Genomic DNA, 26447 nt, shown 5'->3' with positions numbered 1-26447 from the left:
TTTTAGAAAAACTATCTTAAGTTGGAATCAAAGTTGATGTCAACGTTAAGCTAGGTAAATCCAATAGCACTTATGTACTACTTGAATAAAGTGAATAGCGCTAATAAATTGATTATTAGCGCTATTCAAGTCAGCAATATTACAGCTTTTCAGCCAGTGCCTTTTCCAGCTTGTTTTGGTCTACCACGAAACCACGGATACCTTCAGCCAGCTTTTCAGTGGCCATAGGATCTTCGTTCAGAGCAAAACGGAACTCTTCTTCGGTCATCTTGGCTGGTGGGGTGGACTTGGCACCGGTGTCGCTCAGAACGCGAGTCAGGGTACCTTCAGTCGCTGCCAGATCTTGCAGCAGGTTAGGCGAAACGGTCAAACGGTCGCAACCAGCCAGCGCAATCAGCTCGCCAGTGTTACGGAACGAAGCGCCCATCACAACGGTTTTGTAACCATGTTCTTTGTAGTAAGCGTAGATCGCACGTACGGACACAACGCCTGGGTCAGTTTCCTGAGTGTATTCAGTGCCTGGGTTCTTGGCTTTGTACCAGTCAAGGATACGGCCAACGAATGGAGAAATCAGGAATACGCCAGCTTCTGCGCAGGCACGGGCTTGACCGAAACCGAACAGCAGGGTCAGGTTACAGTTGATGCCTTCTTTTTCCAGGATTTCACCAGCCTTGATACCTTCCCAGGTAGATGCCAGCTTGATCAGAACGCGATCCTTGCCTACACCAGCTTCTTCATACAGCTTCATCAGCTTGCGGCCCTTGGCCACCATCTTGTCGATGTTGAAGGACAGGCGTGCATCCACTTCAGTGGAGATACGGCCAGGAACAACCTTGGAAATTTCAATACCGATCAGCACAGCCAGTTTGTCGGCTGCGTTTTCAATTTGTGCTTCCTTGCTGCCACCTTGTGCTTTTGCGTAAGCAATTGCATCGTCAATCAGGTGGGCGTATTGAGGCAAAGTACTTGCCTTGAGCAGCAGGGATGGGTTGGTCGTGGCATCAACAGGCTTAACACTCTTGATCGCTTCAACGTCGCCGGTGTCAGCAACGATAGTGGTCATCTCTTTCAACTGCTCTAACAAATTAGCCATACTGCTCCTCCTTTAAATGAATTCAATAATGCAAACCAAACAATACAACTTAACAATTCGCGCCCTGTACGCCAGCTGTGCTGGCATGTATCAGGAACATCAGAAAAATATAATGCCACCGGCGATAATTGCCGCGGCATTGAGTTCAGTGGCTATTCAGGTGCAGAAACGACGGGGTTTGTCGTGTCCGTCGGTATTCGAGAGTGAATACAGGGCTTGTAGCCCATGGCACGGACATGCCTGACACAGCACGAGCCAGCGAAACAAGCATCCAGCCGACCCATGCGTTAATTACCCAAGTATAACCGAATTCTGGCAATTACTACATATAAGTTCTGCTCCCCAGAGCCAGGCTCAAGACGTGAATAATGCAGCTGCCAGCACGGTAGCCACGGTAAGGTCGGCGGTGGTTCCCGGATTGAGTTTTGCCGTTTTCAATTCCTGATCAAAGGTCATGAGGGAACGCTGGCAGGTTTTGGGGTTATCGCTCGCCATCAGGTTTTGCTCATGCACCAGCGCTTGCTGCATGACGCGCTCGGCGGCGGCCAAGCCATACTTTCTTGCAATGTGACTATCAGGATAACGGGAGAGAAATCCCAGGTAAACGGCGCTTACCGCCCAGGCCTCCCGTTGCCATCGCGCCATGGCCGTATGGTAACGGCCAAGCCCGAACTGCACTATTTCCTGATATCCATTGGCATATTGGCGCGCCACCAGATCGTAAGATTGCGCCTGCTCCATGGCCTGTAGCAATGTCACGGCTGGTGCTTCGTGTACATCATGCTGGTCGCTGCTCCCCAACCCTGCTGGCGACGCCTGCAAGATGGCCGCATAGGCAAGCCTGGCATCGTCAACGGTCAAGCTCTGCAAGGTATGACTCAAGGCATGCGCGCTCAAAGGCAGACCCGCTTCCAACGAGGCTTGAATCATGGGCGCAGCAAGAAGAATAATGCCAAGATTGGTATTGCAGTTAACGGCGGACCAGGTGGCTTGAATCGCCTGCTGTATGCGTTGCCCCACGGTCAGTCCAGGCTCGCACAAGGGCTGGGCGGAGGCCTCAGCGCTGGCAATGAAGTCCTGCACGACCATGCCATGTCCATCCGCAAAAATATGTACATTGCCTGGCTTCAGCGCGCTTAACTCCGCCAGGCAGGCCTCTTTATACAGGCCTGCCAACTCACTCGCTGAGATAGTCATTCAGGAACTTGCCAGATTCAATTGAGGCTCGGTTGCCAGCTTTGCCAACAGATCATCCACCAATGCTTCGGCCACATTCAATTCGACCACCCCTTGCAAGCCTTTCCAGGCCGGGATGCTGTTCACTTCCAGTACGAACAGCTTGCCATGACGATCACGGATAATATCGACCCCACAGTAATCAATATCGACTGCGCGGGCTGCAGCCTCAGCAAGTTCGGCGATTTCGCCAGTATGCGGCAGCACTTCACAGCGGCCGCCCTGGGCCACATTATTTACCCAGCTGGCGCCATGCCGCACCATCGCCCCGATGGCCTTGCCATTGATGACAAATACACGGTGATCGTGCCAGCGCCCTTCCCCGCTATCAATGTAGCGTTGCAAATAATAAAGACCGTCGACGTGTTCATCCATAGGTACCGGGAGCGCCGAGCCGGGGACCAGTTTGCGCACCCCCATGCCCTGGGAGCCAAACAGTGGCTTGATCACCAGATGATGACCTGCCGCAAGCTCACGGTTGATGATGTCATGCGCCTGCGCCCGAGACTCGCACACCCAGGTCGCCGGGGTGGCCACCTGATGCCGGTGTAGCAGAAAACTGGTCATGGCTTTGTCTACCGTGCGCTCGACAGCACGACCATCGTTGTAGACGCGCACACCTAGCATTTGCAAGGCATGCAACACATCCAGCCGCACGATAACCTGCTGCAGCGTACCACCTGGCACGCCACGCACAAATGCACAGTCGGGCAAGCGATCAAAGCCTGGAATCACCACGCCGGCATGCCCCGGGGTGATATCCAGACGGCAATCTTTCAATGAAACAAACACGGCCTCCAGACCGCGCGCAGCAAACGCTTCACGCAAGCGTTTGCCATGCCAGCCCGGATCATCGGTAAATACCGGGATGCGCGGATTCAAAAGTAACACCCGTCAATACGATTAAGCAGGATAGCCGAATGACTGATCGAGCAAGGCTTGATCCAGTTTGCCACCGACAAAGCTCTTGCCGGAATCGACGGCGGTTACCGTCACAGCGGCCGGGCTGAACAGCATAGGATCGATCTTGTAGAAGTCCATGTTCACGCTCTTGAACACCTCGGCAAACGGACGGCCGTAATCGCGTGAAGAACTGCTTGGCAGATCTTGTGCCAGCTTGGCTGCAGCTTCATCGCTGCCCTTGACGAAGATATGCGCATGGCCGCCAAACAGGATGGCATCGTTGGTGCGGCCCATGCCGATGAGGAAATCAGGTGCTGGTGGCGGCACTGGCGCACTCGCCATGCCATCCACCACGTGATCCAGTGGGAAATGCAGCGTATGAATCTTGTGCATGGCGACTTCCAGCACGCGGGCAACGATTTGCACGGTACCGGCCAGACTGCGGGTAGGCGTCAGGATAAAGGTCAGCTTGTCTGCGGCCACCCCGGTATCGCGGGCAACCTTTTCAATCACTTCTGTTGGTGGGGCCTTGTCGCTCTCCAACACCAGGCATGCGGAATCAAACTTGTCCTGATAGCCAAGCTCTTTGTAAAGCTCTTCACGGCCGGCCAATGCACGGCCTGGGCCGGAACCGAGTGAGAAGAACTTTTCGTGGGAGAGGCTCCAGCCTGCGTACTGGCTACCCAGGCAGGACAGGATGGGGTTGTTGGAATGCACGGACAGCATCCATGGCCAATGGGCAAACGTGGCTGAGTTGTGCAGGCTGACGTGGCCCAGGCCGCCCATACAGATTTCGGCAATCAGGCGACCAGCTTCCAAACCACCTGGCGACTTGATGCCAGCATCGACAATGGTTGCGCCTGTCGCATGCTTCTCAACGCCGACACGCAGCGCATCGGCGTTATCCAGAATGTATTGCACCAGAGGCGCGGTGAGTTTGTTAACGCTAGGCCAACGACTGACATCCAAAGCTGCTTGACTCATGTGATTCTCCTGATGGTTCGATATTATTTAATGCTTCATTCAATGCTTGCGCGCGCTGGCGCGCCAGGTGTTCTGCTTCCCGGTCATTCCCTGCTGTTGCCACGATGGTACAGAGCGGCATGTGCTGCTGAATGCGCGTGCCCACTGGCGGCTGGTCAACCACCCACGAAGGCCATGCAAAGCCAGCCGGCACCTCAACGTCAATGGGGGAATAACATACCAGATTCGCCCTCACCTGTCCCACCCCAGATGGCGCCGCAGCAGGAATATTCACTTGCGGCTCCCCCAGGCATGTCGCCACATGCGCTCGCAACCACTGGGCCTGATGCTCATATAGCGCCAGACTCGCGCTTAAGCGCGGGTTTATTTCCAGCACAAAAATCGCATCCTCCACCATGATCGCATCCAGGCTATTGAGCCCTCGCAAGCCATAATGGCTGGTCAATCTACTCGCCGCCTGTACAAGCGCATCCTGCACACCGGATGCCAGTGCCAAGGGCCCGACCAGCCCGGCATAGCGGTACGGCAAGTTGCCATGCGGACACACCAGTTGGCGCTGAAAACCGACTATATGTACTTTGTCATCATGCGCCAGAAAGAGCAGCGAGACTGGCTGACCCGCGATCTTGCGTTGAAAATAGACATCCGCTTCAGGTTCAGGCATGCCAGCAGCGACAGGCATGACATGCATGCCACCTGCGTGCCCTGCGCGCTTGCATAACCATGCATCCAGCGGCTCATCGATAAGTGACTCAAGCGCAAACCGGGTATCAGGAACAGGGATATCGAGGGCAAGACAGCTGGCGTAAAAATCCCGGGGAGACTTGCAGCGTGAAATAGTGGATGAGGTATTCCCCAGTATGGTGATATGCGGGGAAAGCAGGTCGAGCAAGGATGGGTTGGTTTCAAAGCCACTGCCGTACAACAGATACGGAACCTGATACAAAGACAGCGCCGGGATCAAGGTATGGCGTATCGCATCCTCGGTAAACCCACCATCGCGATAAGGCAACACCAGCAAGGCGGCACTGGCTGCTCGCGTGTCCTCATCACCAAAAACATCGGCAGCGAGTACGTGATACCCCGCTGCCGATGCTGCTGCGACATAAGGGCGGGCAATCGCCGCCACTATGGCAATCTGGTGTTTCAGAGCTACCTATACGAGATCTTTACGCGCCAGTTCAAAGGCGGTAATGAAATCGATGTACACATGGCTCTGACCTTCCAGCATTTTCTTGAACAGACGTTGCTGGGTTTGGTATTTGATATTACCGATCGCCAAGGCGCCGATACCGTAGATTTCAGTACCTTCGATCAGCACACCGTCGGCCATCACGCCCACGCCTTCAGCACCGGTAGGTGGAACGGCGTTCACGTCAGCCACAACCTTCAGCGTCTTGGAAGTCTTCATCTGCTCAATGGTCAGCACGCGCACGCCAGCAGCGGCACAGCACAGGGCAACATCGCTGGTAGCCAGAATCTTGGTCTTCAGCTCATCGGTGCTGCCATCCACGCACTGGATATTGGTACCGTAACGCTTGTTATAGGCTTCGGCTTTTTCCACTACATCGGACAGCGCGCGGTGAGCGACCATTTCAACAGTTGCACCGTACTTGGATGCAATCACGGCGGTACAACCACCCACTGGGCCGGTTGCGCCGAAAATGCTGACCTTGCGGCCTTGCAGCGTACCGCCGTAATACTTGGTCAGCAGCTGCTCAACGCGTGCCATCATGGCAGCGGAGGTCGTAAATGCGCCGGAAGGATCGGCAAATACGGAAATTTCGAATGGTGGCACCATGGACTTCTTGGCTGTTTCCAGCATATCCATGGCCAGGTCAACATCACGGCCACCGATCAGCATGCCGGTGCGCCATACGCCACGAGGGCCACGCGAGAAAATGGCATCCTGCACGAGGCCGGTCACTTCACTCAGTTGTACATTGGTATATTGCGCGATGGCATCGTAACCAGCGTCATACGCCATATTGACGTCAAACGGGCTGGCATTTTTAGCTGGTGTAATAAAATGTAATACGTACGGCTTTTCCACTTTGGTCCCTTCCATGTCGCTTGCCCTCGCAAAGGTGGTTCTGTTTTTAAATTTCAGGCTGTTTCCAGCCCGCTCACTGCATAACTACTTGAAACTGCACTACTCGCATAAAAATTCATTAATTGTTTTTAGGCCAGGAGTTCCTGAACTACGCTAATTTCAGCGCCAGCATTGCCGCCCTTGCACAGCAGGAATTCAATGCCTTGCTCATCAGTATATCTGGATTGTAACGCTTCCAGCATACGCTCCGCATCTTCAACATCGGCAAAAACTGCAAAACCTGTAGGCCCCCAGGAACTTTGTCCCAGGCATGGCACACCCTGCCCCGCCAGAAAATCCAGTATTTCCGCCACTCTGGGGCTGGCATAACGGCCACCCTGGGCTGGCGCAAAATGATCCCCGGTACGCTCCTGCAGCTCACGTATGGCGCGGCCAAAGGCGGACAAATCATGCTCGGCCAGCGCTGGCAAGGCCTGCATCAGCACGTAGCGGCAAAGTTCGGCCGCACTCTGCGCCGGAAATTGAGGCAGCTCGCGGAATGCGTCGACTTCCTGGCTGCCATGCACACCGGTACGCCCATGGTCAAATATCAACAGAAGGCGCCATTGATCAGGAAAGTCCGCATGGGCAATCACCGGTGGCACATCGGTCTCGCTGCTACGGCCACCATCCACGATCACGCCGCCTGTGGCAAATGTACCAAGACCGATACCCGAGCGGGCCCCACGCGCCGTGAGGATAGCAATATCGCGCAAACTGAGATTGAGGCCATACAGTCGGCTAATGGCAGTACCTACTGCCAGAGACATCTGGGTCCCGGACCCCAGCCCGGCATGTTCGGGAATAGCTTCAGAAAGCACGATGCGCACACCGGCCTGTAGATTGAGGGCATCGGCGATACGCTGTGCGGTTTTCAATGCCCGCTTGGCACCGGGCCCCTCTGCTGTGATGGTGGCAGCGGGATACGCCGTCAGCGCTGTGCATGGTTTATCCAGCGAGACGCCCAGACTGCCAAAGCGACGACCCAGGTCCCCATTCAGATCAAAAAACCCCATGTGCAATCTGGCAGAGGTTTTTACATGCACACTGGCAAGGCCAGAGGGCGTGTTGAGTGAGGGATGGGTGTAACCGCTAGACATCGTTGATCGCTTGTTGGGGGCTGCAAAAGCGGCTTATTGTAGCCCAGCATGGCCGTTTTTTATATCCCGAAAAAGACAATCTCTACCACCCTGCGAGACCACATGATGGTGTAGATGAGAATTAATCCCGATCAGGCAGCCAAAGCACGCGCAATCCCATGCAAACTCAATCTTGACGCTGGCTTTTGTTAAGCTGCATAATCCTTGCAGTTAGCAGGGTCAAGGCCGCTTAAGGCCGTGATTCAGCCGAGATTCAATAGATGCGCAGCCGTTACTCCCGAGCGCACACTAAAAAATAACAGGGAAATCATCATTAGGGCACTCCGGTACCCGCTTACACGATAAGGTTTCGCATGGAGCATCTCTCTCAAGCAATCGATCTATCCAGCCCCGGTACCATTGAAGCCGTCACCTGTCCCGCCTGCGGCCTGCTCTGCGACGATCTCAGCGTGGAACGACATGCAGATGGTGCACTGAAAGTCATCAAAAACCCATGTGCCAAGGGCGTCAAGTTCTTCCAGTACACCCCAAAAACAACCCAGCCCCGCATTGCAGGCAAGCCCAGCGACCTGCAAGCCGCCATTGCCAAAGCCACCGAAATCCTGGGCGGAGCCAAGCATCCATTGCTGAGCGGTCTGGGCACGGACATTCAAGGCATGCGTGCCGTGATGAATCTGGCCGAGAAATCAGGCGCGACCATAGACCATATGAATGGCAAAAGCTCGATGCGCAATCTGCTGGTGATGCAGAACTCGGGCTGGCAGATCACCACACTGACCGAAGTGAAAAACCGGGTAGACCTGCTGCTCGTGGTCGGCACCGATATCGTCAGCTATTTCTCGCGATTTTTTGAACGCAACATCTGGAATCCGGAAACCATGTTTGGCCAGGACACCTCCAGCCGCGAAGTGGTTTATCTCGGTGGTCGCGACCTCGATACCAGCCATGGCGTATCGCCCAAAGGCGTACAGCCCACGGTACTGCCCTGTGATGTAGCGCAATTGCCCGAAGTGCTGGGCGTGTTGCGCGCCATTCTGCTGGGCAAAAAAGTCATCGCCACCGAAGTGGCCGGCATACAGGTAAGTGATCTTGCCAAACTGGCCGAGCGCTTGCAGGCCGCCAAATACAGCGTGGTCGCCTGGACCGCCAGCGCCCTCGACTTTCCGCATGCCGAACTGGCTATCCAGAACATCGTCGGCATAGTCGACAAACTGAATGCCACGACCCGCTCTTCCGGTCTTCCACTGAGTGGCAGCGAAGGCGATGTCGGCGCATACAACACCAGTTCCTGGATCAGCGGCTACCCATTCCGCATGTCCTACCGCAATGACTACCCGGATTACGAACCGCATCACTATGCTACTGACCGCCTGCTGGCTGAAGGTCAGGTAGATGCCATGGTATGGATCAGCAGCTTCAATCCGGCACGCCTGCCACCTGCAAGCAAGATTCCCAATATCGTGATCGGCCATCCCAATCTGGAGCTTGAAACCGAGCCGGATGTCTTTATCCCGGTCGCGGTACCCGGCATTGAAACCAAAGGCGTTCAATTCCGCAGCGACAGCTCGGTGGCACTGCCACTCAAACAATTGCGTGCGACCGACCTGCCCACCCTGGGCGACGTTCTCTCCGCTATCGAAGCCGGCCTCTAGGCCGCATCTGACTTAAGGAATACGCTATGTTGATTAAACTTACCGGAGGCACGGTCTACGACCCCGCACATCAGATTGATGGCAAGGTCATGGACATTTATGTGCGTGACGGCCGCATTGTGGAACGCCCAAGAGATGGCGAACCCGTGAGTCAGGAATACGATTTGCGCGGCAAGGTGGTCATGGCAGGCGCCATTGACATGCATACGCACATCGGCGGCGGCAAGGTGAATATCGCCCGCACCATGTTGCCCGAAGATCACCGTATTGACCCCACCGTGCATACCGAATTCTGCCGTTCAGGCTGTGGCCATGCGGCACCTTCCACCCTGACCACCGGCTATCGTTATGCCGAAATGGGCTACACCGCCGGTTTCGAGCCCGCCCTGTTACCCGTCAATGCACGTCAGTCCCACCTTGAAATGTGCGACACGCCCATCATCGACAAGGGCGGCTACGCCATGATAGGCAGCGATGACTTCTTCCTGCGCATGCTGGCGGCCAAACAGGACCAGAATGCCATCAACGATTACGTGGCGTGGATCATGCACGCCAGCCAGGCGATTGGCATCAAGGTCGTGAATCCCGGCGGCATCAGCGCCTTCAAGTTCAATCAGCGTGCGCTGGATCTGGATGAGCAACATGCCCACTATCAGATCTCCCCGCGTGAAGTGCTCAAGGCCCTGAGCCGCGCCGTGCATGAGCTTGGCGTGCCTCATCCATTGCATGTGCATGGCAACAACCTGGGCGTACCTGGCAACGTCGAAACCACGCTCAAGACCATGGGCGCTGTGGAAGGCTTCCCAGTGCACCTTACACACATCCAGTTCCACAGCTACGGCACCGAAGGCGATCGCAAGTTTTCGTCCGGCGCGGCCGCGATTGCTGAAGCACTGAACAAACACAAGAACGTCTCTGCTGACGTCGGCCAGATTCTGTTTGGCCAGACCGTCACCGCCTCTGGCGACAATATGCGCCAGTTTGCAAATGCCAGCCATGCCAGCCCCAAGAAGTCGGTGATCATGGACATTGAGTGCGATGCAGGCTGCGGTGTGGTGCCATTCAAATACAAGGATCAGAATTTCGTGAATGCCCTGCAATGGGCAATCGGCCTAGAAATCTTCCTGCTGACCGAAGATCCATGGCGCATTTTCCTGACGACCGACCACCCGAATGGCGCGCCGTTTACCAGCTATCCACACTTGATCAAGCTGCTGATGGACAAGAGCTTCCGCAATGACATGTTCACCAAGCTGAACCTGGATGCGCAAGCCATGAGCACCTTGAACAGCATTGAGCGCGAATACAGCCTGTATGAAATCGCCATCATGACCCGTGCCGGCGCTGCGCGCCTGGTCGGCCTGCATGATCGCGGCCATCTGGGCGTGGGTGCCGGTGCCGACATTACCGTCTACACCGACAACCCCGACCGCGAGGCCATGTTTGCCAAGCCAGACTATGTGTTCAAGGATGGCGAACTGGTGGTGCGCAATGGTGAAGTGGTCAAGGTCACCTGGGGCAGCACGCACACAGTGAAGCCGGAATTTGATCGTGCCGGTATCGAAAAAGACCTGAAAAAGTATTTCGACACTTACCACACCATGAATATGGAACACTTCAAAGTGTCGGCCGATGAAATCAGCGAAGGCGGCCATAGCCGCGTCATCGTTCAGGAATGCAAGGGCAGACGGGAGAAAACTGCATGATTATCAATGGAGTATCGATAGACGATACCTTCGCCGAAGCCTTCGGTATGCGCGGCACTCGCGTCATCATCACCGCCCAGAATCTGAAATGGGCATACAACGCCGCACAAGCCATGACCGGTTTTGCCACCTCGGTGATTGCCTGTGGCGTGGAAGCCGGCATTGAGCGCGAGCTCACGCCGGAAGAAACGCCGGATGGCCGCCCAGGCGTCTCCGTCCTGATGTTTGCCATGGGGAGCGCTGTGCTGATGAAGCAGCTGGAAACCCGCATGGGGCAATGTGTACTGACCTGCCCCACGGCGGCGGCATTCTCCGGCCTGGAAGGCGGCGACCGCATCAACCTCGGCAAAAACCTGCGCTTCTTTGGCGATGGATTCCAGACCTCCAAGGTCTTTGGCGGCAAACGCTACTGGCGCGTGCCAGTGATGGATGGTGAATTCATGACCGAAGAAACCACCGGCATGGTACGTGCCGTGGGCGGTGGCAACTTCCTGATTCTGGCCGAATCGCAACCACAGGCCCTGGCTGCCTGCGAAGCGGCGATTGAAGCCATGAAAAAAATCCCGAACGTCATCATGCCTTTCCCTGGTGGCGTGGTGCGCTCGGGCTCCAAGGTCGGTTCCAAGTACAAGACACTGATTGCCTCCACCAACGACGCTTTCTGCCCGACGCTGAAAGGCATTACCAAGACCGAGCTTTCACCGGAAATTGAGTCAGTAATGGAAATCGTGATTGACGGCCTGACCGCCGACGACATCAACAAGGCTATGAAGGTAGGGATCGCCGCAGCCTGTGAGCTGGGTGCCGCCAATGGCATCAAGCGCATTTCTGCCGGTAATTACGGTGGCAAGCTGGGGCCATTCCTCTTCAAACTACGCGAAATCATGAGCGGAGACTACGCATGAGCGCTCTTACCTTTACCCTGAAAACAGCCCCGCGGCAACGCGTCGACCTGAGCGCGCTGACGCCGGATGCGCTGGCTGACAAATCGCTGGCTGACATCGCCGCGATCGAACTGCCCAGCGGCCATGAGCAACCCCGTGTTGACGCCCTGTTTGATATTTCCGGTGACGATGCCACCGATATCGTCATTAAAAATGCCACCGACCGCCTGGATTACATCGGGCATGGCATGCGTAGCGGTCGCATTACCGTGCACGGCAATGTCGGCTCCTATCTGGCGTTCAAGCTACGCAAGGGCGAGATCGTCTTGCATGGCAATGCGGGCGACTTTGCTGCCAGCGGCATGGCGGGTGGCTTGTTGCATGTGCATGGCAATGTTGGCGATTTCCTGGCCTCGGCCATTATCGGCGAGCGCCGTGGCATGAAAGGCGGCACCGTCATCATTACCGGCAATGCGGGTGAGCGCGCAGGCGACCAGATGCGCCGCGGCCTGGTGCTGATCGAAGGCAATGTCGGCAGCTACTGCGCCTCGCGCATGATCGCGGGCACCATCGGCGTCATGGGCACCACTGGCGAGTATCTGGCTTATGGCATGCGTCGCGGCACGGTGCTGCTCAACAATGCGCCCAAACTGCATGCCACGATTCAGGATTGCGGTTCGCATACCCTGCCCTTCCTGAGCCTGATGTTCAAATCCTTCCGTGACCTGCCCACCAAGTTCGCCGCCGTGAATCGCAACCGTGTGCAACGTTACGCGGGCGATATTGCCAATGACGGCAAAGGTGAGATCCTCGTCTTCAAATAACACTGACAGACCCTAAAACCCGACACAGCTTGCTGATGTCGGGTTTTTTATTGCCGGCACCCGCTTTTAATTTATCCACTCCGGTAGAACTTCGCTCAAGCTCATCTGCCCAATACATATCCATAACCCGAGAAAGAACAACACCATGAAGTCTCCCCTGATTACTTCCTCCCTATTGCTGGCATTAACGATGTCCGGCTGTGCCAACATGACCGAAACCCAGAAAGGCACAGCAAAAGGCGCAGGCATAGGAGCCGGAGTCGGGGCGGTGGTGGGTGCACTGGCAGGCGGTAGCAAAGGTGCAGCCATTGGTGCGGCTGTAGGCGCAGGTGCAGGTGCGATTGGCGGCAATGTCTGGTCACGCCGCATGGAAGAGCAGAAACAACAGATGGAGCAAGCCACAGCTGGGACGGGCGTGCAAGTCAGCCAGACCGCGGATAATCGCCTGAAGCTGGATATCCCAAGCGATATTTCATTTGATAGTGGCAAGTCGGATATCAAGCCCAACTTCCGTCCAGTGCTGGATAGTTTTGCCCAGAGTCTGGTCGCCAACCCTGCTACCAAGGTGACGATTGTCGGCCATACCGACAATACAGGCACGGATGCGGTGAATAACCCTCTGTCTCTCAACCGCGCTAACCATGCACGCGATTACCTGGTGACGCGTGGCGTGGCCTCCAGCCGCTTCACCACAGAAGGCCGTGGTTCACATGAGCCGCTGGTAGAAAACAACAGTGATGCCAATCGCGCCAAGAATCGCCGTGTAGAAATTTTTGTTGCCGAGCCGCAAGCCGCCGCAGCGACCCCACAATAACTCAGCAATCCCGCATTGCCAGGCGGTCAATACCCCTGGCAATGTCTTGTCGCAGCATAATCTCTTTTCGCTGCACAATCAGGGCGTGCCGTAACGCCCGATCAGCCACTCCTCTTCCGACAATGGCAGCGAAATCTCAAGCTGCACATATTCACCAAACTGTTTGTCCCGCACCTCGCCATGCCGTTGCTGCAACTCCCGTACAAACTGATCCAGCTTGTTGTAACTGAGCTGCAGGCGATACTGCCGCATTTCGACATAGGGCCCGGTACGGGCGGCTTCCAGCGCCATCTTGGCGGTGCCGCCATAAGCACGGGCCAAGCCGCCAGTCCCCAGATTGATACCACCGTAATACCGAATCACGCCCACACAGACATTGATGAGATCGCGCCCTTCGAGAAACTGCAGAATAGGCTTGCCCGCCGTGCCCGAAGGCTCACCGGCATCGCTGAAGCGCTGGACAATACCTTGCTCGGTTTTCAGGCGAAAGGCATACGCCAGATGGGAGGCGCCCTGATGCTGCGATGCCAGTTTGCGCAACGCAGCCGCAACGGCGCGCTCGTTTTCGCAATAATCGACTGCCGCAATGAAGCGCGATTTATTAATGGTCTGCTCGGCGTGGGCCGATGTTAAAATTCTTTGCAAATCAAAATGCCTGATCTAAAAATGAAGTGGCAGTGGCTGCCTGCGGGCGAATTATCGCACTCTGCGGCGGTCATAACAAAACCAAATGGGAAGAATCGTATTGATGAAAAATGCCGCATGCTTATTCAGCCTGGCTCTGCTGGCGCTAGCGACGCCAGCCATGGCGCAGGTTTATAAATGCGAAAGCAGTCAGGGCGTGGTGTATTCGGATACCCCCTGCGCTTCCAAAGCCGGGCAAACCAAGCTGGATATTCAGGCTGACCCGGCGCCTGCGCAAGAAGGTGCTGCCAGTACCGACAAGAATCGCTATGTGCAGCAACTGGACGATGCGGTAAAGGCAGCGCTGGCGGCTAACGATATCGCCAAGGCCGAACGTCTGGCGATTACGGCAGAGCAACGTGAACTGATCCGCCAAGCCAAATTGCGCAACACCGATAGCGGCAAGGCCCAAGTGGCTGACAAAAGCACATCCAGCGAATGTATCGCCGCACGCAAAAGCCTGCAGGCGGCTTATGAAGCAAGCGATAGCGCGGCAGGAGACCCGGAAGTGCTGGATAAACAGATCAGCGCGGTACAAGCCGCATGCGGCAGTTCAGATGTAGACCCCACTTATACGCAGCGCACACGCAATTTATACAGGCCGGGCTTCGGCTTCCCCTACACGCAGGGGAATACGCAACCTGGAGGCGCAACTGTCAGCCCTATGGGCGGCCGCGCAAACTAAGCCAACCAGCCCGGTTGCATCTGGCTTATTTGCGTTTATTGCCCAGCAATGAGCCCAGCACCCCGCGGATAATCTGACGGCCCAGCTCGGCGCCTATGGTGCGGGCTGCGGTTTTAGTGACGGTTTCCAAGATACCGTCAGGCTGCCGCCCGGATGGTTTCTTGCCAGACGCGGGTGCATCTCCACCAAACAAAGTGCCCCAGTCAAAACCACCACTATCCGCCTCCTTGGGTGTTTCTTCAGAGGCTGCGGCCCTGCCCTTCAAGACTTCATATGCAGATAGCCGGTCTACGCTTTTTTCGTAGTGTCCATACAAGACCGAGGCCTTGATAATGGCGTCGCGCTCGGCATCGGTAGCAGGCCCAATGCGACTGCCGGGCGGGCAAATAAAAGCGCGCTCCACAGGCGCCGGACTACCCTTTTCATCCAGCAGGGAAACCAGAGCTTCGCCCACGCCCAGTTCGGTAATCACGCGGGAAACATCCACGCCGGGGTTAGCGCGGAATGTTTCAGCGGCGGCCTTGACCGCTTTTTGATCACGCGGTGTAAAGGCGCGCAAGGCATGCTGCACGCGGTTACCCAGTTGCCCCAGCACCACATCCGGGATGTCCAGCGGGTTCTGGCTGACAAAATATACGCCCACGCCTTTGGAACGTATCAGTCGCACGACCTGCTCGATCTTGTACATCAGCGCACTGGGCGCTTCATTGAATAGCAAATGTGCTTCATCAAAGAAAAACACCAGCTTGGGCTTATCCAGGTCGCCCACTTCCGGCAGCTTTTCAAACAGCTCGGACAGCAGCCACAGCAGCAAGGTGGCATAAACACGCGGCGAGTTGTAGAGGGTGTCGGCAGCCAGGATATTGATGACTCCGCGCCCTTGGGCATCCGTCTGCATGAAATCATCGAGATTAAGCGCAGGCTCCCCGAACAGTTGATCTGCGCCTTCGTGCTCAAGCTGCAACAGCGCACGCTGAATGGCACCCACACTGGCAGTAGAGATATTGCCATATTGCGCGGTGTATTCAGCGGCATGCTCCGAGGTGTGCTGGATCATGGCACGCAGGTCTTTCAGATCCAGCAACAGCCAGCCTTGGTCGTCGGCAATCTTGAAGATGGCAGTCAATACGCCACTTTGCACTTCATTGAGGTTCATCATGCGCGACAGCAGCAAAGGCCCCATCTCGGCAACGGTGGTACGTATCGGGTGGCCCTTGGTGCCAAATACATCCCAGAACGTTACCGGGCATGCTTCCAGGGCAAAGTTCTCCAGGCCAAGCTGCTCAACACGCGCTTGCACTTTCGGGTTATTTCCGCCGGCATAGGCCATGCCCGAGAGGTCACCCTTCACATCCGCCATGAATACGGGCACACCCAGCCGCGAAAAGCCTTCCGCCAGGCTCTGTAAGGTCACGGTTTTACCTGTCCCAGTGGCTCCGGCAATCAAGCCATGGCGGTTTGCCATGCGCGGCAGCAGGTAAATAAACTCTTCGCTTTTCGCTATCAGCATCGATGTGCTCATGAATTCCTCGTTCAAATATCACCCTTGCGGGCTTTATCAATGATTTTTATCAGGGTGGCTTCCAGTTCGCGTGCAGCATGTTGGGCACGCGGGGTCGGATTCTTGATGTTTTTCAAATCGAAGGTCGGCCGGTCAAGGCCCAGAAACAGCTTTCCGGCTTTTTCATACAGGGCAATACGGCAAGGGGCGAATACAACAAACTCAGGATGATCCAGCATGATCTCGGCGCCCAGGCCAAGATTGCAGAATGCACGCACTTCCAGCACCCCATGCGGATCCTGACCGCGTTTCTTCATGTGCTCACCAATAGGAAAATTGGCGGGATTCACAAAGTTCTCGCCTTCCGACACCACCTTGAGACTGGTCACCACATCGTCATAGCTGACGCCGGGCTCAACGGGGACTTCATAAATCGCATTATCGGGATCCACAGGCGGCATGGCGCTGGCAGCGTTTGCCAGCGCGTTGCTCCATAGCAATCCCAACAGCGCAGCCTGCAGAATCAGGCGCAGACCATTCACGACACTAGGTCGCAGGATTGGCAGACTGAATGGCTGCATTGACGGTTTTTTTGTCCAGATGTGGCGCCAGCAATTGGATAAAGCCATATATATAGCCTCGCAGGAAAGTATCGCGTCTAAAGCCAAGGTAGGTAGTACTGACGGGAAATAAATGGCTGGCATCCAGCATCGCCAAACCACTATCGCGGTCCTTGTCGTACGCCATGCTCGCCATCAGGCCTATGCCCATGCCCAGCCCCACATAGGTTTTGATCACATCGGCATCAATCGCGGTCAGCACGACATTCGGTGTCAGGTTTTCTTTCTCGAAGACATGGCTGACCACCGAGCCGCCGGTCACACCAAAATCGTAGGTGATCAGCGGATACTGGGCGATTTTCTTGAGGGTAAGCGGTGTATCCGAGAGCAGAGGATGTCCATGAGGGACGACAACGCAACGGTTCCATTGGTAGCAAGGCAGGGCCACCAGTTTTTCTTCCTTGCTGATTGCTTCGGTGGCAATCCCGATATCCGCCTCGCCACTGGCTACCTGCTCGGCCACCTGGGAGGGATTGCCCTGATGAATGGTGAGTTTCACGTCGGGATATTGCTCGGTAAAGGCTTTTACCGCTACCGGCAGACGATAGCGCGCCTGCGTGTGCGTCGTGGCAATCACCAACGTACCGGCCTGCTTCTGGGTGAAGTCCTCGCCTACGCGCTTGATGTTGTTCATCTCGCGCATGACGCGGTCGGCCAAGTCCAGTATAATCTTGCCCGGTTCAGTCACGCCGACCAAGCGCTTGCCATTACGCAGAAATATCTGCAGCTGGAGCTCTTCTTCCAGCAGTTGAATTTGCTTGCTGACACCTGGCTGTGAAGTGTGCAAGGTTTCTGCCGCCTGGGATATGTTCATCCCCTGCTTGGCAACCTCATGTACATAGCGCAATTGATGAAGCTTCATGACGTATCCTGCTCCAGCCTTATAACCAAATCAGATATTCATAGAATAACATATTATGAATAGGCACTCGGTTTACTGGTAAAATAAAAAGCTTTTCCGAAAAAACCGCTTTTTTAAAAACCCTTTACAAAATAACGAATTGACTCTATGGACTTTGGTTATATCGCTTCAGGATTTGCCGTAGGTTTGCTGGTAGGTATTACTGGCGTAGGTGGCGGCTCCCTGATGACACCACTGCTGGTTTTTTTGTTTGGCTTTAAACCTGCAGTCGCCGTGGGTACGGATTTGTTATTTGCAGCGATCACCAAAACCGGTGGTGTATGGGTACATCATGGCACACATAAATCAGTCGACTGGAAAGTGGTGAGCTGGCTATCCATGGGCAGCCTGCCTTTTGCGGTAGGCACCATTTATGTGATCAAGCATCTAATGTCGATAGGCAAGGAAACTACCGGGCTAATCACATACTCGCTCGGCATTGCCCTGATATTGACAGCGTGTGCGCTGCTGATCAGAAGCGTGTTGATGCGCCAGCATACCCGTGAGATTGAAGATGTCGTCGTCAGTACTGGCAGGTTCCAGCAAATGCAGATTCCGGCGACCATCCTGACAGGCGCCATTCTGGGGGTACTGGTGACGCTGTCATCGGTCGGCGCTGGCGCCCTGGGCACCATCGCCATCTTGTTCCTGTTCCCCAAGATGAGCACGCTCAAGGTGGTGGGAACAGACCTGGCACATGCCATTCCGCTGACCGCCGTTGCCGGCATCGGCCATTGGACCTTGGGCCATGTAGATTTCACCCTGCTGGGCAGCCTCTTGATTGGCTCGCTCCCGGGGATATGGATAGGCAGCCACGTCAGCGCGCGTATCCCGGAAAAAGTATTACGCCCAGTATTGGCAACGCTGTTGCTGATTATCGGTTTAAAATTTGTTTTAGCATAAAGGCAAGCCGTATCACATGTATAAATACGACGAAATTGACCAAGCCATCGTAGACGAACGTGTTGCGCAGTATCGCGACCAGACGCGCCGCTACTTAGCCGGTGAACTCACTGATGAAGAGTTTCGTCCGCTACGCCTGCAGAATGGCCTCTACATTCAGCGCCACGCACCCATGCTGCGTATTGCCGTGCCTTACGGCATGCTTTCCTCACGCCAACTGCACAAGCTGGCCGATATCGCAGCGCGCTACGACCGTGGCTATGGCCACTTCAGCACCCGCCAGAACCTGCAACTGAACTGGCCCAAGCTGGAAGACGTGCCGGACATCCTGGCCGAACTGGCGACCGTACAGATGCATGCGATTCAAACCTCCGGCAATTGCATCCGCAATATCACCACCGATCAGTTCGCTGGCATTGCCCCCGATGAAATCATCGATCCACGTGCCGTGGCGGAAATCATGCGCCAATGGAGCACGTTCCACCCCGAATTCGCCCTCTTGCCACGCAAGTTCAAGATTGCAGTATCCGGCACCAAGCAGGATCGCGCGATCGTGCAGGCGCACGATATCGGCCTCGAGTTCTATCGCGACAGCGAAAACAAGATGGCGATCAAGGTTTGGGTCGGTGGCGGCCTGGGCCGTACCCCTATTCTGGGTTCGGTGATCCGTGAGCATCTGGAATGGCAACATGTGTTGACCTATTGCGAAGCCATCATCCGCGTCTACAACCTGCATGGCCGTCGCGATAACGCCTACAAGGCGCGCATCAAGATTCTGGTGAAGGCACTGGGCATTGATGAGTTCCGCAAGCAGGTAGAGGCCGAATGGGCCTACCTGAAAGACAGCCCCAACACCATTACCGAAGCCGAATTGCAGCGTGTGGCACAGTATTTCACCAAGATGCCATACGACACACTGCCTGCGCATGATGCTTCGTTTGATAGCGCGATTGCCAGCAACCCGGCTTTTGCTGCCTGGGTGAAGCGGAGCGTGCACGGGCATCAGCAAGCAGGCTACCGTGCGGTAACGCTTTCGCTGAAACCGCATGGCCGCGCGCCAGGCGATGCCACGTCCGAGCAGATGCATGTAGTGGCCGATCTCGCTGAGAAATACAGTTTTGGTGAATTGCGTGTATCGCATGAGCAAAACCTGATTCTGGCTGACGTCAAGCTGTCCGACTTGTTCAGCATCTGGGAGCAAGCCCGCGCAGCTGGCCTTGCCACGCCTAACATCGGCCTGCTGACCGATATCATTTGCTGCCCAGGCGGCGATTTTTGCTCGCTGGCCAATGCCAAGAGCATTCCGATTGCAGAAGCCATTCAGCAGCAGTTTGATAATCTGGATTATCTGCACGATATCGGCGATATCGAGCTCAATATCTCGGGATGCATGAACGCATGCGGTCACCACCATATCGGCCACATCGGCATTCTGGGCGTAGATAAGGATGGCTCCGAATGGTACCAAGTCACCATTGGTGGCAAGCAAGGCAATGACGCCAGCATTGGCACCGTGATTGGGCCATCATTTGCAGCCGAAGAGATGCCTGGCGTCGTACAGCGCCTGATTGACGTCTATCTGCAAGAGCGTATAGAAGAAGAACGCTTTATCGATACCGTGCGCCGTATCGGCGTGGCACCGTTCAAAGCCCATGTTTATGCCAAGAAGGAGGCCGCTCATGTCTAATCTCATCCTCGGCACCTCCATCGTTGAAGACGAATGGAATCTGGTCAAACTGCCCGTGCTGGGCGAAGAAACCGTACGCAAGCAGGCAGGCAAAGTCGTGCTGTTCAAGCTGACTGGCGAAAAAACCTACAGCGAAGAGCAGATTGCCGCCACCGTCATCCCTGCCACCGGCAAGATACTGGTTCCGCTCTCCTTGTGGATCGCCCGCCGTGGCGAGCTGGAATCACGCCTGGCCGCAGGTGAGCTGGCCATCTGGCTGGATACGCACGAAGTGCTGGCAGACCTGGTCAGCGCATTTGACGATATCAACCAGTTGCCGCTGATTGCCGTGCATGTCGAGCGTTTTGCCGATGGCCGCATTTTCTCCATTGGCAATCTGCTGCGCACCCGTCATGGTTACAAAAACACCCTGCGCGCATTTGGCGATGTGCTGCGCGACCAGCTGTTCTTCCTCAAGCGTTGTGGTTTTGACAGCTACCTGATTCGTGCTGACCGTTCGGCAGAAGATGCCCTAGCCAGCCTGAAAGACTTCAGCCAGCCTTACCAGGGCGCCGTGGACGACAAGCAGCCGGTATGGCGTCGCGTTAGTCGGCAACCGGCTTCGCAGCCATGAGCGGCGGTGAGTTTTCCGTGCTGCGCGTCGCGGCCAGCAACCCCGCCACTCGCCCTGCATTGACCGATGAGCTGACTGCCACAGTAGCTGCCAAGCGTGCCGCACTGCTTGGCCAACTGCAGCAGATCGTGGCCGAGTTTGGTGACCAGCACGAAGTCACGTTTGCCAACAGCATGGGCGCCGAAGACATGGTGTTGACCGACATCATTCTGCGCGAGCATTTGCCTATCGAGATTTTCTCGCTGGATACCGGCCGCCTGCCGGTTGAAACCTATGACCTGATTGCCGAAGTGGAAAGCACTTACGCCACCCGGCTCAGGATCCTGTTTCCGCGTTTTGAAACCGTAGAGCGTTACGTGCAAACCAATGGCATGAATGCCTTTTACGAATCCATCGAGCTGCGCAAAGCCTGCTGCCATATGCGCAAAGTGGAGCCGCTGGGCCGCGCGCTGCAAGGCAAAAAAGCATGGATCACCGGCATGCGTGCGCAGCAATCCGCCACCCGCACCGATCTGCCAATGCGTGAATTTGATGCCGGCAACAAGCTGGAAAAATTCAATCCGCTGACCGACTGGACCGAAAAAGAAGTGTGGGCCTATATCCGCCTGCATGAGGTGCCTTATAACAAGCTGCATGACCAGTTTTATCCCAGCATCGGTTGCGCGCCCTGCACGCGCTCGGTTGCCCTGGGTGAAGATGTCCGCGCTGGCCGCTGGTGGTGGGAAGACCCGACCTCCAAGGAATGCGGCCTGCACGTCAAGAAATAATTCTTACTGAAACTACTATGTCAAACTTGAACAAGAAAACCCTGAGTCATCTGGACTGGCTGGAATCCGAAGCCATTCATATCCTGCGCGAAGTTGCCGGGCAATGCTCCAACCCGGTGCTGTTGTTCTCCGGCGGCAAGGATTCGCTGTGCATTTTGCGCCTGGCCGAAAAAGCCTTCCGCCCAGGTCGCTTCCCTTTCCCGCTCATGCATATTGATACTGGCCACAATTACCCGGAAGTCATCAATTTCCGTGACCAGCGCGCTGCCGAACTGGGCGAACGCCTGATCGTCCGCTCGGTGGAAGACTCCATGAAGCGCGGCACCGTGGTGCTGAAATCGGAAGATGAATCCCGCAACAAGCATCAATCGGTGACGCTGCTGGAAGCCATCGAAGAGTTCGGGTTTGATTGCTGCATCGGCGGCGCCCGTCGCGACGAGGAAAAAGCGCGTGCCAAGGAACGCATCATGAGTTTCCGTGATGAGTTCGGCCAATGGGACCCCAAAAACCAGCGTCCCGAATTGTGGAATCTGTACAACGCCCGCAGTCACAAGGGTGAAAACATCCGCGCCTTCCCCATTTCAAACTGGACCGAAATGGACGTTTGGCAATACATCGAACGCGAGCAACTGCAGCTGCCCAGCATCTACTTTGCGCATCAGCGTGACGTGGTCATGCGCAATGGCTCCATTTTCCCGGTCAATGTGCCATTGACCACGGGCGACGTCATCAACCAGCCCAAGGCTGGCGAAGAAGTGATCAACATGCAGGTGCGTTTCAGAACCGTGGGCGACATTACCTGCACGGCCCCCGTGATCAGTGATGCTGACGACGTTTCCAAGATTGTGCTGGAAACCGCCACCACCACGATCACCGAGCGCGGCGCCACCCGCCTGGATGACCAGACATCGGATGCCTCGATGGAGCAGCGCAAAAAGGAAGGTTACTTCTAGGCTGGCGGTAATAGCCTGCGCTATTCCCAAGAGACTGCCCCGATATGGGCTGGTTAGCGGATCACTGAATTAATGACGGTAGACATCATGACAACACCACAACATAACGACTCCTTGCTGCGCTTCATGACATGCGGCAGTGTAGATGACGGCAAAAGCACCCTCATTGGACGCCTGCTGTTCGACACCAAAACCATCCTGGCCGACACGCTGACCCAGATGGAAAAAACCTCGAAGAAACGTGGCATGGGCGCGGTTGACCTTTCGCTGCTGACCGACGGCCTGCAAGCTGAGCGCGAGCAAGGCATTACCATTGACGTGGCCTACCGCTACTTCAGCACCGGCACCCGTAAATACATCATTGCCGATGCCCCCGGTCATGAACAGTACACCCGCAATATGGTGACCGCTGCTTCTACCGCCAATCTTGCCATCATCCTGATCGATGCCCGCAAAGGCGTGCTGACGCAAACCCGTCGCCACTCTTACCTGGCCCATCTGGTCGGCATTCCGCACATCGTGGTCGCGGTGAACAAAATGGATCTGGTGGATTATGATCAGGCCGTGTTTGACCGTATCCGCGCCGATTATCTGGCATTTGCCGAGCAGATCGGCCTGCAACGCGCCGGGCACGACATCACCTTCATCCCACTTTCTGCGCTCAATGGCGACATGATTGTGGACCGTGGCGAAGGTCTGGACTGGTATACCGGCCCTACCCTGATCGACTTGCTCGAATCCGTGCCTGCTGCGCATTCGGAACAATCAGAAGATTTCCGCTTCCCTGTGCAGTTTGTCTGCCGCCCACATGCTTCTGATGATCCGGAACTGCATGACTTCCGCGGCTTCATGGGCAAAGTTGAATCCGGTGAAATTGCCGTAGGCGATGCCGTCACCGCCCTGCCTTCCGGTCAGACGTCTACAGTAAAAGCGATTCAGCTGGGTGTAGAGCAGCTGCCAACCGCCATTACAGAGCAATCCGTGACCCTGCTGCTGGAAGATGAAATTGATATTTCCCGCGGTGACATGATCGTAAAAACTGGCGCAGCACCTGAGCCGGTCAAGCAGATTGACGCCTTTGTCTGCTGGCTGTCGGAAACCCCGCTCTCGGCTGCCCGCACCTATATCATTCGCCACACCACGCGCGAATCCAAGGCCAAGGTCGGCGAGATCGCCTACAAGGTGGATGTGAACACTCTGGAAGAGTTGCCAACCCAGGGGCTGGCCATGAACGATATCGCACGCATCAGCTTCCGCCTGGCACAGCCACTGATGGTGGATCCCTATAGCCGCAATCGCGCTACCGGGGCCTTTATCGTGATTGATGAGTCGACCAATAACACGGTCGGCGCCGGCATGATCACCGGCTAGCTTATCGATTCACTGGAATTGCCTTATCAGCATTATCAATAAAAATAACGTTTTATATCGACTATAATGGCGTCTGTCTAAAAGCGCCGGGATTTTGAGAGGATTGTTTGAATGGCTTATGTTGTCACTGAAAATTGTATTCAATGCAAATACACCGACTGCGTGGATGTTTGCCCGGTCGATTGCTTTGTAGAAGGCCCCAACTTTCTGGCAATCAACCCTGACGAATGCATTGATTGCACCCTGTGTGTTGCCGAGTGTCCTGCTGAAGCAATTTACGCAGAAGATGATGTGCCTGCTGACCAGCAGGAATTCATTGCCCTGAATGCACGTCTGTCTGCTATCTGGCCCACCATTACCGGCCGCAAGGATCCACTGCCTGACGCTGACAGCAATAACGGCAAAGCTGGCAAGCGCGATCTGCTGGTCGAATAGTTTTAGCCCGGATGTCCCAGGCCTTGCCCGTCATGGCCAAAAAAAGCCAAGCCCCTGTTGGGGCTTTTGCTTTTGGCAGAAGACCTTGGGCAAGAGTGAGCGTGTCAGCGCTGCATAAGCCCTCACCGCTTACCCGCTTGCGCATGACGCCCGCCACATCACAGATAGCGCCCACATGAGCCATCAAAACGCCCAAGAGGTACTGGAAAGCATCTTCGGCTACAACCAGTTCCGAGGCCCCCAGCAAGACGTCGTTGAACATCTGGCACAAGGTGGCGATGCGCTGGTATTGATGCCCACAGGTGGCGGCAAGTCGCTGTGTTATCAGATTCCAGCGCTACTGCGCCCAGGCCTGGCGATTGTCGTCTCGCCCCTGATCGCCCTCATGCAGAATCAGGTCGAGGCATTGCAGCAACTTGGCGTGGAGGCCGCTTTCCTCAACTCCAGCCTGCAGGCGGATGAAGCCTATCAATTGCAGCAACGCATCCTTTCCGGTGACATCAAGATTCTGTACGTAGCGCCGGAGCGCCTGATGCTGGGCAGCTTTCTGTCATTACTCGACGAAGTGCAGGCGCACATCGGCCTTGCGCTGTTTGCCATTGATGAAGCGCATTGCGTATCGCAATGGGGGCATGATTTCCGTCCGGAATACCGTCAGCTCACGATATTGCATGAGCGATTCCCCGATGTGCCACGGGTAGCGCTCACCGCCACAGCGGACGCCCCTACCCGCGCCGAAATCATCGAGCGGCTTAACCTCGAGCATGCCCGCCAGTTCATCTCCAGCTTTGACCGGCCGAATATTCGCTATCGCATCGTGCTGAAAAACAATGCGCGCCAGCAGCTGGAGCAATTCCTTGAAACCGAGCACCCCAACGACGCTGGCATTGTCTACTGCCTGTCGCGGCGCAAGGTGGATGAAACCGCCGCCTGGCTGCAAAGCCGCGGCTGGAATGCCCTGCCTTACCATGCTGGACTCGATGCCGCGACGCGAGAAAAGCATCAACGCCAGTTCCTGCGCGAAGAAGGCATCATCATGGTGGCGACCATCGCCTTTGGCATGGGCATAGACAAACCCAATGTGCGCTTCGTGGCGCATCTGGACCTGCCGAAAAGCATGGAAAGCTATTATCAGGAAACCGGCCGCGCCGGGCGCGATGGCCTGCAAGCCAATGCCTGGATGGCCTATGGACTGGGCGATGTGGTTTCCATGCGGCAGATGCTGGACTCGGGCGATGCGCCGGAAGAGCGCAAGCGCGTCGAACGGCAGAAACTGGATGCCCTGCTCGGCTTTTGCGAAGCCACCGGCTGTCGCCACCAGGGCATATTGCGCTACTTTGGCGAAGCGCACCCTGGCGATTGCGCCCAGTGCGACAATTGCCTGACACCGCCGGATACCTGGAATGCCACCGAAGCTGCGCGCATGGCGCTTTCCTGCGTGTATCGCACCGGACAGCGCTTTGGCACGGGGCATCTGATTGATATCCTGATCGGCAAAGTAACGCCGCAAGTGGAGAAGTTCAACCATCAGCAAGTCAGCACCTTTGGCATAGGCAAGCAATACAGCGTGGCGCAATGGAGCAGCGTATTCCGGCAGCTGGCCGCCAGCGGTTTGCTTGAAGTCGATATCGCGGCCTATGGTGGCTTGCGCCTGACCGAGGCAGCGCGACCCGTATTGCGCGGTGAGTGCGAAGTATGGCAACGTCAGGACCCGACGCCTGCAGGCAACCGCATGAGCAAGGCCGAGCGCAGCTCACGCGCCAAAGAAGCCTTTGCGGGTGCGCAGGATGATCCCTTATGGCAAGCGCTGCGCGCCAAGCGCATGGAACTCGCCAAGGAGCAAGGCGTACCACCTTATGTCATTTTCCATGACAGCACCTTGCTGGAAATCCTTAACCGCAAACCGCAGAGCCTGACCGAACTGGGCCAGATAGGCGGCGTGGGACAAGCCAAGCTGGCACGCTACGGGGATGATTTCCTGAAAGTGCTGGAAGACCACGCCTGACTATCTTTTCGCGCCTGTTCTCAAGTGCGATGCA

Annotated in this window: 25 protein-coding genes; 14 read left to right on the top strand and 11 right to left on the bottom strand. The window is 55.9% G+C overall.

Going from position 1 to position 26447, the window contains the following annotated elements:
• Positions 1-139: 139 nt before the first annotated feature.
• The 7 genes from tal to FNL37_RS06375 form a co-directional block, all read right to left on the bottom strand.
• Positions 140-1093: a transaldolase gene (tal, locus tag FNL37_RS06405; protein WP_013442340.1), complete on the bottom strand. Its 954-nt coding sequence runs from the start codon at positions 1091-1093 to the stop codon at positions 140-142.
• Positions 1094-1447: 354 nt separating this feature from the next.
• Positions 1448-2290 carry a triphosphoribosyl-dephospho-CoA synthase gene (locus tag FNL37_RS06400; protein ID WP_159355571.1) on the bottom strand — a complete coding sequence of 281 codons (843 nt, stop codon included), beginning with the start codon at positions 2288-2290 and terminating at the stop codon, positions 1448-1450.
• The gene (locus tag FNL37_RS06395) at positions 2291-3211 is read right to left on the bottom strand and encodes an ATP-grasp domain-containing protein (RefSeq protein ID WP_159355570.1); all 921 of its coding nucleotides are present in this window, start codon (positions 3209-3211) and stop codon (positions 2291-2293) included.
• A gap of 21 nt (positions 3212-3232) precedes the next feature.
• Entirely contained in the window at positions 3233-4216 is a 984-nt protein-coding gene (mch, locus tag FNL37_RS06390) for a methenyltetrahydromethanopterin cyclohydrolase (protein WP_013442343.1), read from the bottom strand.
• The gene (locus FNL37_RS06385; protein ID WP_159355568.1) at positions 4179-5345 is read right to left on the bottom strand and encodes an ATP-grasp domain-containing protein; all 1167 of its coding nucleotides are present in this window, start codon (positions 5343-5345) and stop codon (positions 4179-4181) included. The genes mch and FNL37_RS06385 overlap by 38 nt, the downstream gene beginning before the upstream one ends.
• Before the next feature lie 27 nt (positions 5346-5372).
• A complete protein-coding gene (locus FNL37_RS06380) occupies positions 5373-6284 on the bottom strand; it encodes an NAD(P)-dependent methylenetetrahydromethanopterin dehydrogenase (protein WP_193373532.1) in 912 nt (303 codons plus the stop codon).
• 113 nt (positions 6285-6397) lie between these two features.
• Complete coding sequence (locus tag FNL37_RS06375; protein WP_159355567.1) at positions 6398-7408, bottom strand: beta-ribofuranosylaminobenzene 5'-phosphate synthase family protein; 1011 nt, start codon at positions 7406-7408, stop codon at positions 6398-6400.
• Positions 7409-7761: 353 nt separating this feature from the next.
• Here FNL37_RS06375 and FNL37_RS06370 point away from each other — a divergent pair, with 353 nt between their 5' ends.
• The 5 genes from FNL37_RS06370 to FNL37_RS06350 all read left to right on the top strand — a co-directional run bounded on the left by FNL37_RS06370 (position 7762) and on the right by FNL37_RS06350 (position 13288).
• On the top strand, positions 7762-9060 hold the full coding sequence (locus FNL37_RS06370) for a formylmethanofuran dehydrogenase subunit B (protein WP_159355566.1): 1299 nt from the start codon (positions 7762-7764) through the stop codon (positions 9058-9060).
• 26 nt (positions 9061-9086) lie between these two features.
• Positions 9087-10766 carry a formylmethanofuran dehydrogenase subunit A gene (locus tag FNL37_RS06365; RefSeq protein ID WP_013442348.1) on the top strand — a complete coding sequence of 560 codons (1680 nt, stop codon included), beginning with the start codon at positions 9087-9089 and terminating at the stop codon, positions 10764-10766.
• A complete protein-coding gene (fhcD, locus tag FNL37_RS06360; protein ID WP_013442349.1) occupies positions 10763-11671 on the top strand; it encodes a formylmethanofuran--tetrahydromethanopterin N-formyltransferase in 909 nt (302 codons plus the stop codon). The genes FNL37_RS06365 and fhcD overlap by 4 nt, the downstream gene beginning before the upstream one ends.
• Entirely contained in the window at positions 11668-12474 is an 807-nt protein-coding gene (locus FNL37_RS06355; protein WP_159355564.1) for a formylmethanofuran dehydrogenase subunit C, read from the top strand. Before fhcD ends, FNL37_RS06355 begins: the two co-directional genes overlap by 4 nt.
• A gap of 145 nt (positions 12475-12619) precedes the next feature.
• Entirely contained in the window at positions 12620-13288 is a 669-nt protein-coding gene (locus tag FNL37_RS06350) for a YiaD family glycine zipper/OmpA-like lipoprotein (protein WP_159355562.1), read from the top strand.
• Positions 13289-13366: 78 nt separating this feature from the next.
• Here the strand turns inward: FNL37_RS06350 and FNL37_RS06345 are convergent, their stop codons facing one another.
• Positions 13367-13933, bottom strand: coding sequence for an IMPACT family protein (locus FNL37_RS06345; RefSeq protein WP_159355560.1), 567 nt, complete (start codon positions 13931-13933; stop codon positions 13367-13369).
• 103 nt (positions 13934-14036) lie between these two features.
• Here FNL37_RS06345 and FNL37_RS06340 point away from each other — a divergent pair, with 103 nt between their 5' ends.
• Positions 14037-14657, top strand: a complete 621-nt coding sequence (locus tag FNL37_RS06340; RefSeq protein ID WP_159355559.1) for a DUF4124 domain-containing protein — start codon at positions 14037-14039, stop codon at positions 14655-14657.
• A 25-nt stretch (positions 14658-14682) separates the two neighbouring features.
• Here the strand turns inward: FNL37_RS06340 and FNL37_RS06335 are convergent, their stop codons facing one another.
• The 3 genes from FNL37_RS06335 to FNL37_RS06325 are packed head-to-tail and all read right to left on the bottom strand — an operon-like array spanning position 14683 to position 17640.
• Positions 14683-16179: a helicase HerA-like domain-containing protein gene (locus tag FNL37_RS06335; protein ID WP_159355557.1), complete on the bottom strand. Its 1497-nt coding sequence runs from the start codon at positions 16177-16179 to the stop codon at positions 14683-14685.
• An 11-nt stretch (positions 16180-16190) separates the two neighbouring features.
• Positions 16191-16739, bottom strand: a complete 549-nt coding sequence (locus FNL37_RS06330; RefSeq protein WP_159355555.1) for a DUF302 domain-containing protein — start codon at positions 16737-16739, stop codon at positions 16191-16193.
• Positions 16705-17640: a CysB family HTH-type transcriptional regulator gene (locus FNL37_RS06325; protein ID WP_159355553.1), complete on the bottom strand. Its 936-nt coding sequence runs from the start codon at positions 17638-17640 to the stop codon at positions 16705-16707. Before FNL37_RS06325 ends, FNL37_RS06330 begins: the two co-directional genes overlap by 35 nt.
• 147 nt (positions 17641-17787) lie before the next feature.
• Between FNL37_RS06325 and FNL37_RS06320 the strand changes: the two genes are divergently transcribed.
• The 8 genes from FNL37_RS06320 (at position 17788) to recQ (ending at position 26413) form a co-directional block, all read left to right on the top strand.
• Entirely contained in the window at positions 17788-18582 is a 795-nt protein-coding gene (locus FNL37_RS06320) for a sulfite exporter TauE/SafE family protein (protein ID WP_159355552.1), read from the top strand.
• Between the two features lie 16 nt (positions 18583-18598).
• The gene (locus FNL37_RS06315) at positions 18599-20269 is read left to right on the top strand and encodes a nitrite/sulfite reductase (protein WP_159355550.1); all 1671 of its coding nucleotides are present in this window, start codon (positions 18599-18601) and stop codon (positions 20267-20269) included.
• Positions 20262-20882 (top strand): DUF934 domain-containing protein, encoded by a 621-nt coding sequence (locus tag FNL37_RS06310; RefSeq protein ID WP_015830197.1) that lies wholly within the window; start codon positions 20262-20264, stop codon positions 20880-20882. Before FNL37_RS06315 ends, FNL37_RS06310 begins: the two co-directional genes overlap by 8 nt.
• Positions 20879-21649: a phosphoadenylyl-sulfate reductase gene (locus tag FNL37_RS06305; RefSeq protein ID WP_015830198.1), complete on the top strand. Its 771-nt coding sequence runs from the start codon at positions 20879-20881 to the stop codon at positions 21647-21649. Before FNL37_RS06310 ends, FNL37_RS06305 begins: the two co-directional genes overlap by 4 nt.
• A 17-nt stretch (positions 21650-21666) precedes the next feature.
• On the top strand, positions 21667-22602 hold the full coding sequence (gene cysD / locus FNL37_RS06300) for a sulfate adenylyltransferase subunit CysD (RefSeq protein WP_159355548.1): 936 nt from the start codon (positions 21667-21669) through the stop codon (positions 22600-22602).
• A gap of 72 nt (positions 22603-22674) precedes the next feature.
• A complete protein-coding gene (gene cysN, locus FNL37_RS06295; protein WP_013442363.1) occupies positions 22675-23973 on the top strand; it encodes a sulfate adenylyltransferase subunit CysN in 1299 nt (432 codons plus the stop codon).
• Positions 23974-24084: 111 nt separating this feature from the next.
• Entirely contained in the window at positions 24085-24408 is a 324-nt protein-coding gene (gene fdxA, locus FNL37_RS06290) for a ferredoxin FdxA (RefSeq protein WP_013442364.1), read from the top strand.
• 175 nt (positions 24409-24583) lie between these two features.
• Positions 24584-26413: a DNA helicase RecQ gene (gene recQ / locus FNL37_RS06285; RefSeq protein ID WP_159355546.1), complete on the top strand. Its 1830-nt coding sequence runs from the start codon at positions 24584-24586 to the stop codon at positions 26411-26413.
• The last annotated feature ends 34 nt before the right edge of the window (positions 26414-26447 follow it).

This window comes from Methylovorus glucosotrophus, assembly GCF_009858335.1.
GTDB classification, from domain to species: Bacteria; Pseudomonadota; Gammaproteobacteria; order Burkholderiales; family Methylophilaceae; genus Methylovorus; species Methylovorus glucosotrophus.
Note: the sequence above shows the minus strand (reverse complement) of the source record. Positions and strands in the feature narration are given on the sequence as shown.

Bases quoted from the DNA above. Each gene is read 5' to 3' on its own strand.
- FNL37_RS06350 (WP_159355562.1), top strand. From the start codon at position 12,620: ATGAAGTCTCCCCTGATTACTTCCTCCCTATTGCTGGCATTAACGATG.
- FNL37_RS06325 (WP_159355553.1), bottom strand. From the start codon at position 17,640: ATGAAGCTTCATCAATTGCGCTATGTACATGAGGTTGCCAAGCAGGGG.
- fdxA (WP_013442364.1), top strand. From the start codon at position 24,085: ATGGCTTATGTTGTCACTGAAAATTGTATTCAATGCAAATACACCGAC.
- FNL37_RS06380 (WP_193373532.1), bottom strand. From the start codon at position 6,284: ATGGAAGGGACCAAAGTGGAAAAGCCGTACGTATTACATTTTATTACA.
- FNL37_RS06315 (WP_159355550.1), top strand. From the start codon at position 18,599: ATGTATAAATACGACGAAATTGACCAAGCCATCGTAGACGAACGTGTT.
- FNL37_RS06310 (WP_015830197.1), top strand. From the start codon at position 20,262: ATGTCTAATCTCATCCTCGGCACCTCCATCGTTGAAGACGAATGGAAT.
- cysD (WP_159355548.1), top strand. From the start codon at position 21,667: ATGTCAAACTTGAACAAGAAAACCCTGAGTCATCTGGACTGGCTGGAA.
- FNL37_RS06330 (WP_159355555.1), bottom strand. From the start codon at position 16,739: ATGCAGCCATTCAGTCTGCCAATCCTGCGACCTAGTGTCGTGAATGGT.
- fhcD (WP_013442349.1), top strand. From the start codon at position 10,763: ATGATTATCAATGGAGTATCGATAGACGATACCTTCGCCGAAGCCTTC.
- tal (WP_013442340.1), bottom strand. From the start codon at position 1,093: ATGGCTAATTTGTTAGAGCAGTTGAAAGAGATGACCACTATCGTTGCT.
- FNL37_RS06340 (WP_159355559.1), top strand. From the start codon at position 14,037: ATGAAAAATGCCGCATGCTTATTCAGCCTGGCTCTGCTGGCGCTAGCG.
- FNL37_RS06335 (WP_159355557.1), bottom strand. From the start codon at position 16,179: ATGAGCACATCGATGCTGATAGCGAAAAGCGAAGAGTTTATTTACCTG.
- FNL37_RS06370 (WP_159355566.1), top strand. From the start codon at position 7,762: ATGGAGCATCTCTCTCAAGCAATCGATCTATCCAGCCCCGGTACCATT.
- FNL37_RS06375 (WP_159355567.1), bottom strand. From the start codon at position 7,408: ATGTCTAGCGGTTACACCCATCCCTCACTCAACACGCCCTCTGGCCTT.
- FNL37_RS06355 (WP_159355564.1), top strand. From the start codon at position 11,668: ATGAGCGCTCTTACCTTTACCCTGAAAACAGCCCCGCGGCAACGCGTC.
- FNL37_RS06320 (WP_159355552.1), top strand. From the start codon at position 17,788: ATGGACTTTGGTTATATCGCTTCAGGATTTGCCGTAGGTTTGCTGGTA.
- recQ (WP_159355546.1), top strand. From the start codon at position 24,584: ATGAGCCATCAAAACGCCCAAGAGGTACTGGAAAGCATCTTCGGCTAC.
- mch (WP_013442343.1), bottom strand. From the start codon at position 4,216: ATGAGTCAAGCAGCTTTGGATGTCAGTCGTTGGCCTAGCGTTAACAAA.
- cysN (WP_013442363.1), top strand. From the start codon at position 22,675: ATGACGGTAGACATCATGACAACACCACAACATAACGACTCCTTGCTG.
- FNL37_RS06400 (WP_159355571.1), bottom strand. From the start codon at position 2,290: ATGACTATCTCAGCGAGTGAGTTGGCAGGCCTGTATAAAGAGGCCTGC.
- FNL37_RS06305 (WP_015830198.1), top strand. From the start codon at position 20,879: ATGAGCGGCGGTGAGTTTTCCGTGCTGCGCGTCGCGGCCAGCAACCCC.
- FNL37_RS06365 (WP_013442348.1), top strand. From the start codon at position 9,087: ATGTTGATTAAACTTACCGGAGGCACGGTCTACGACCCCGCACATCAG.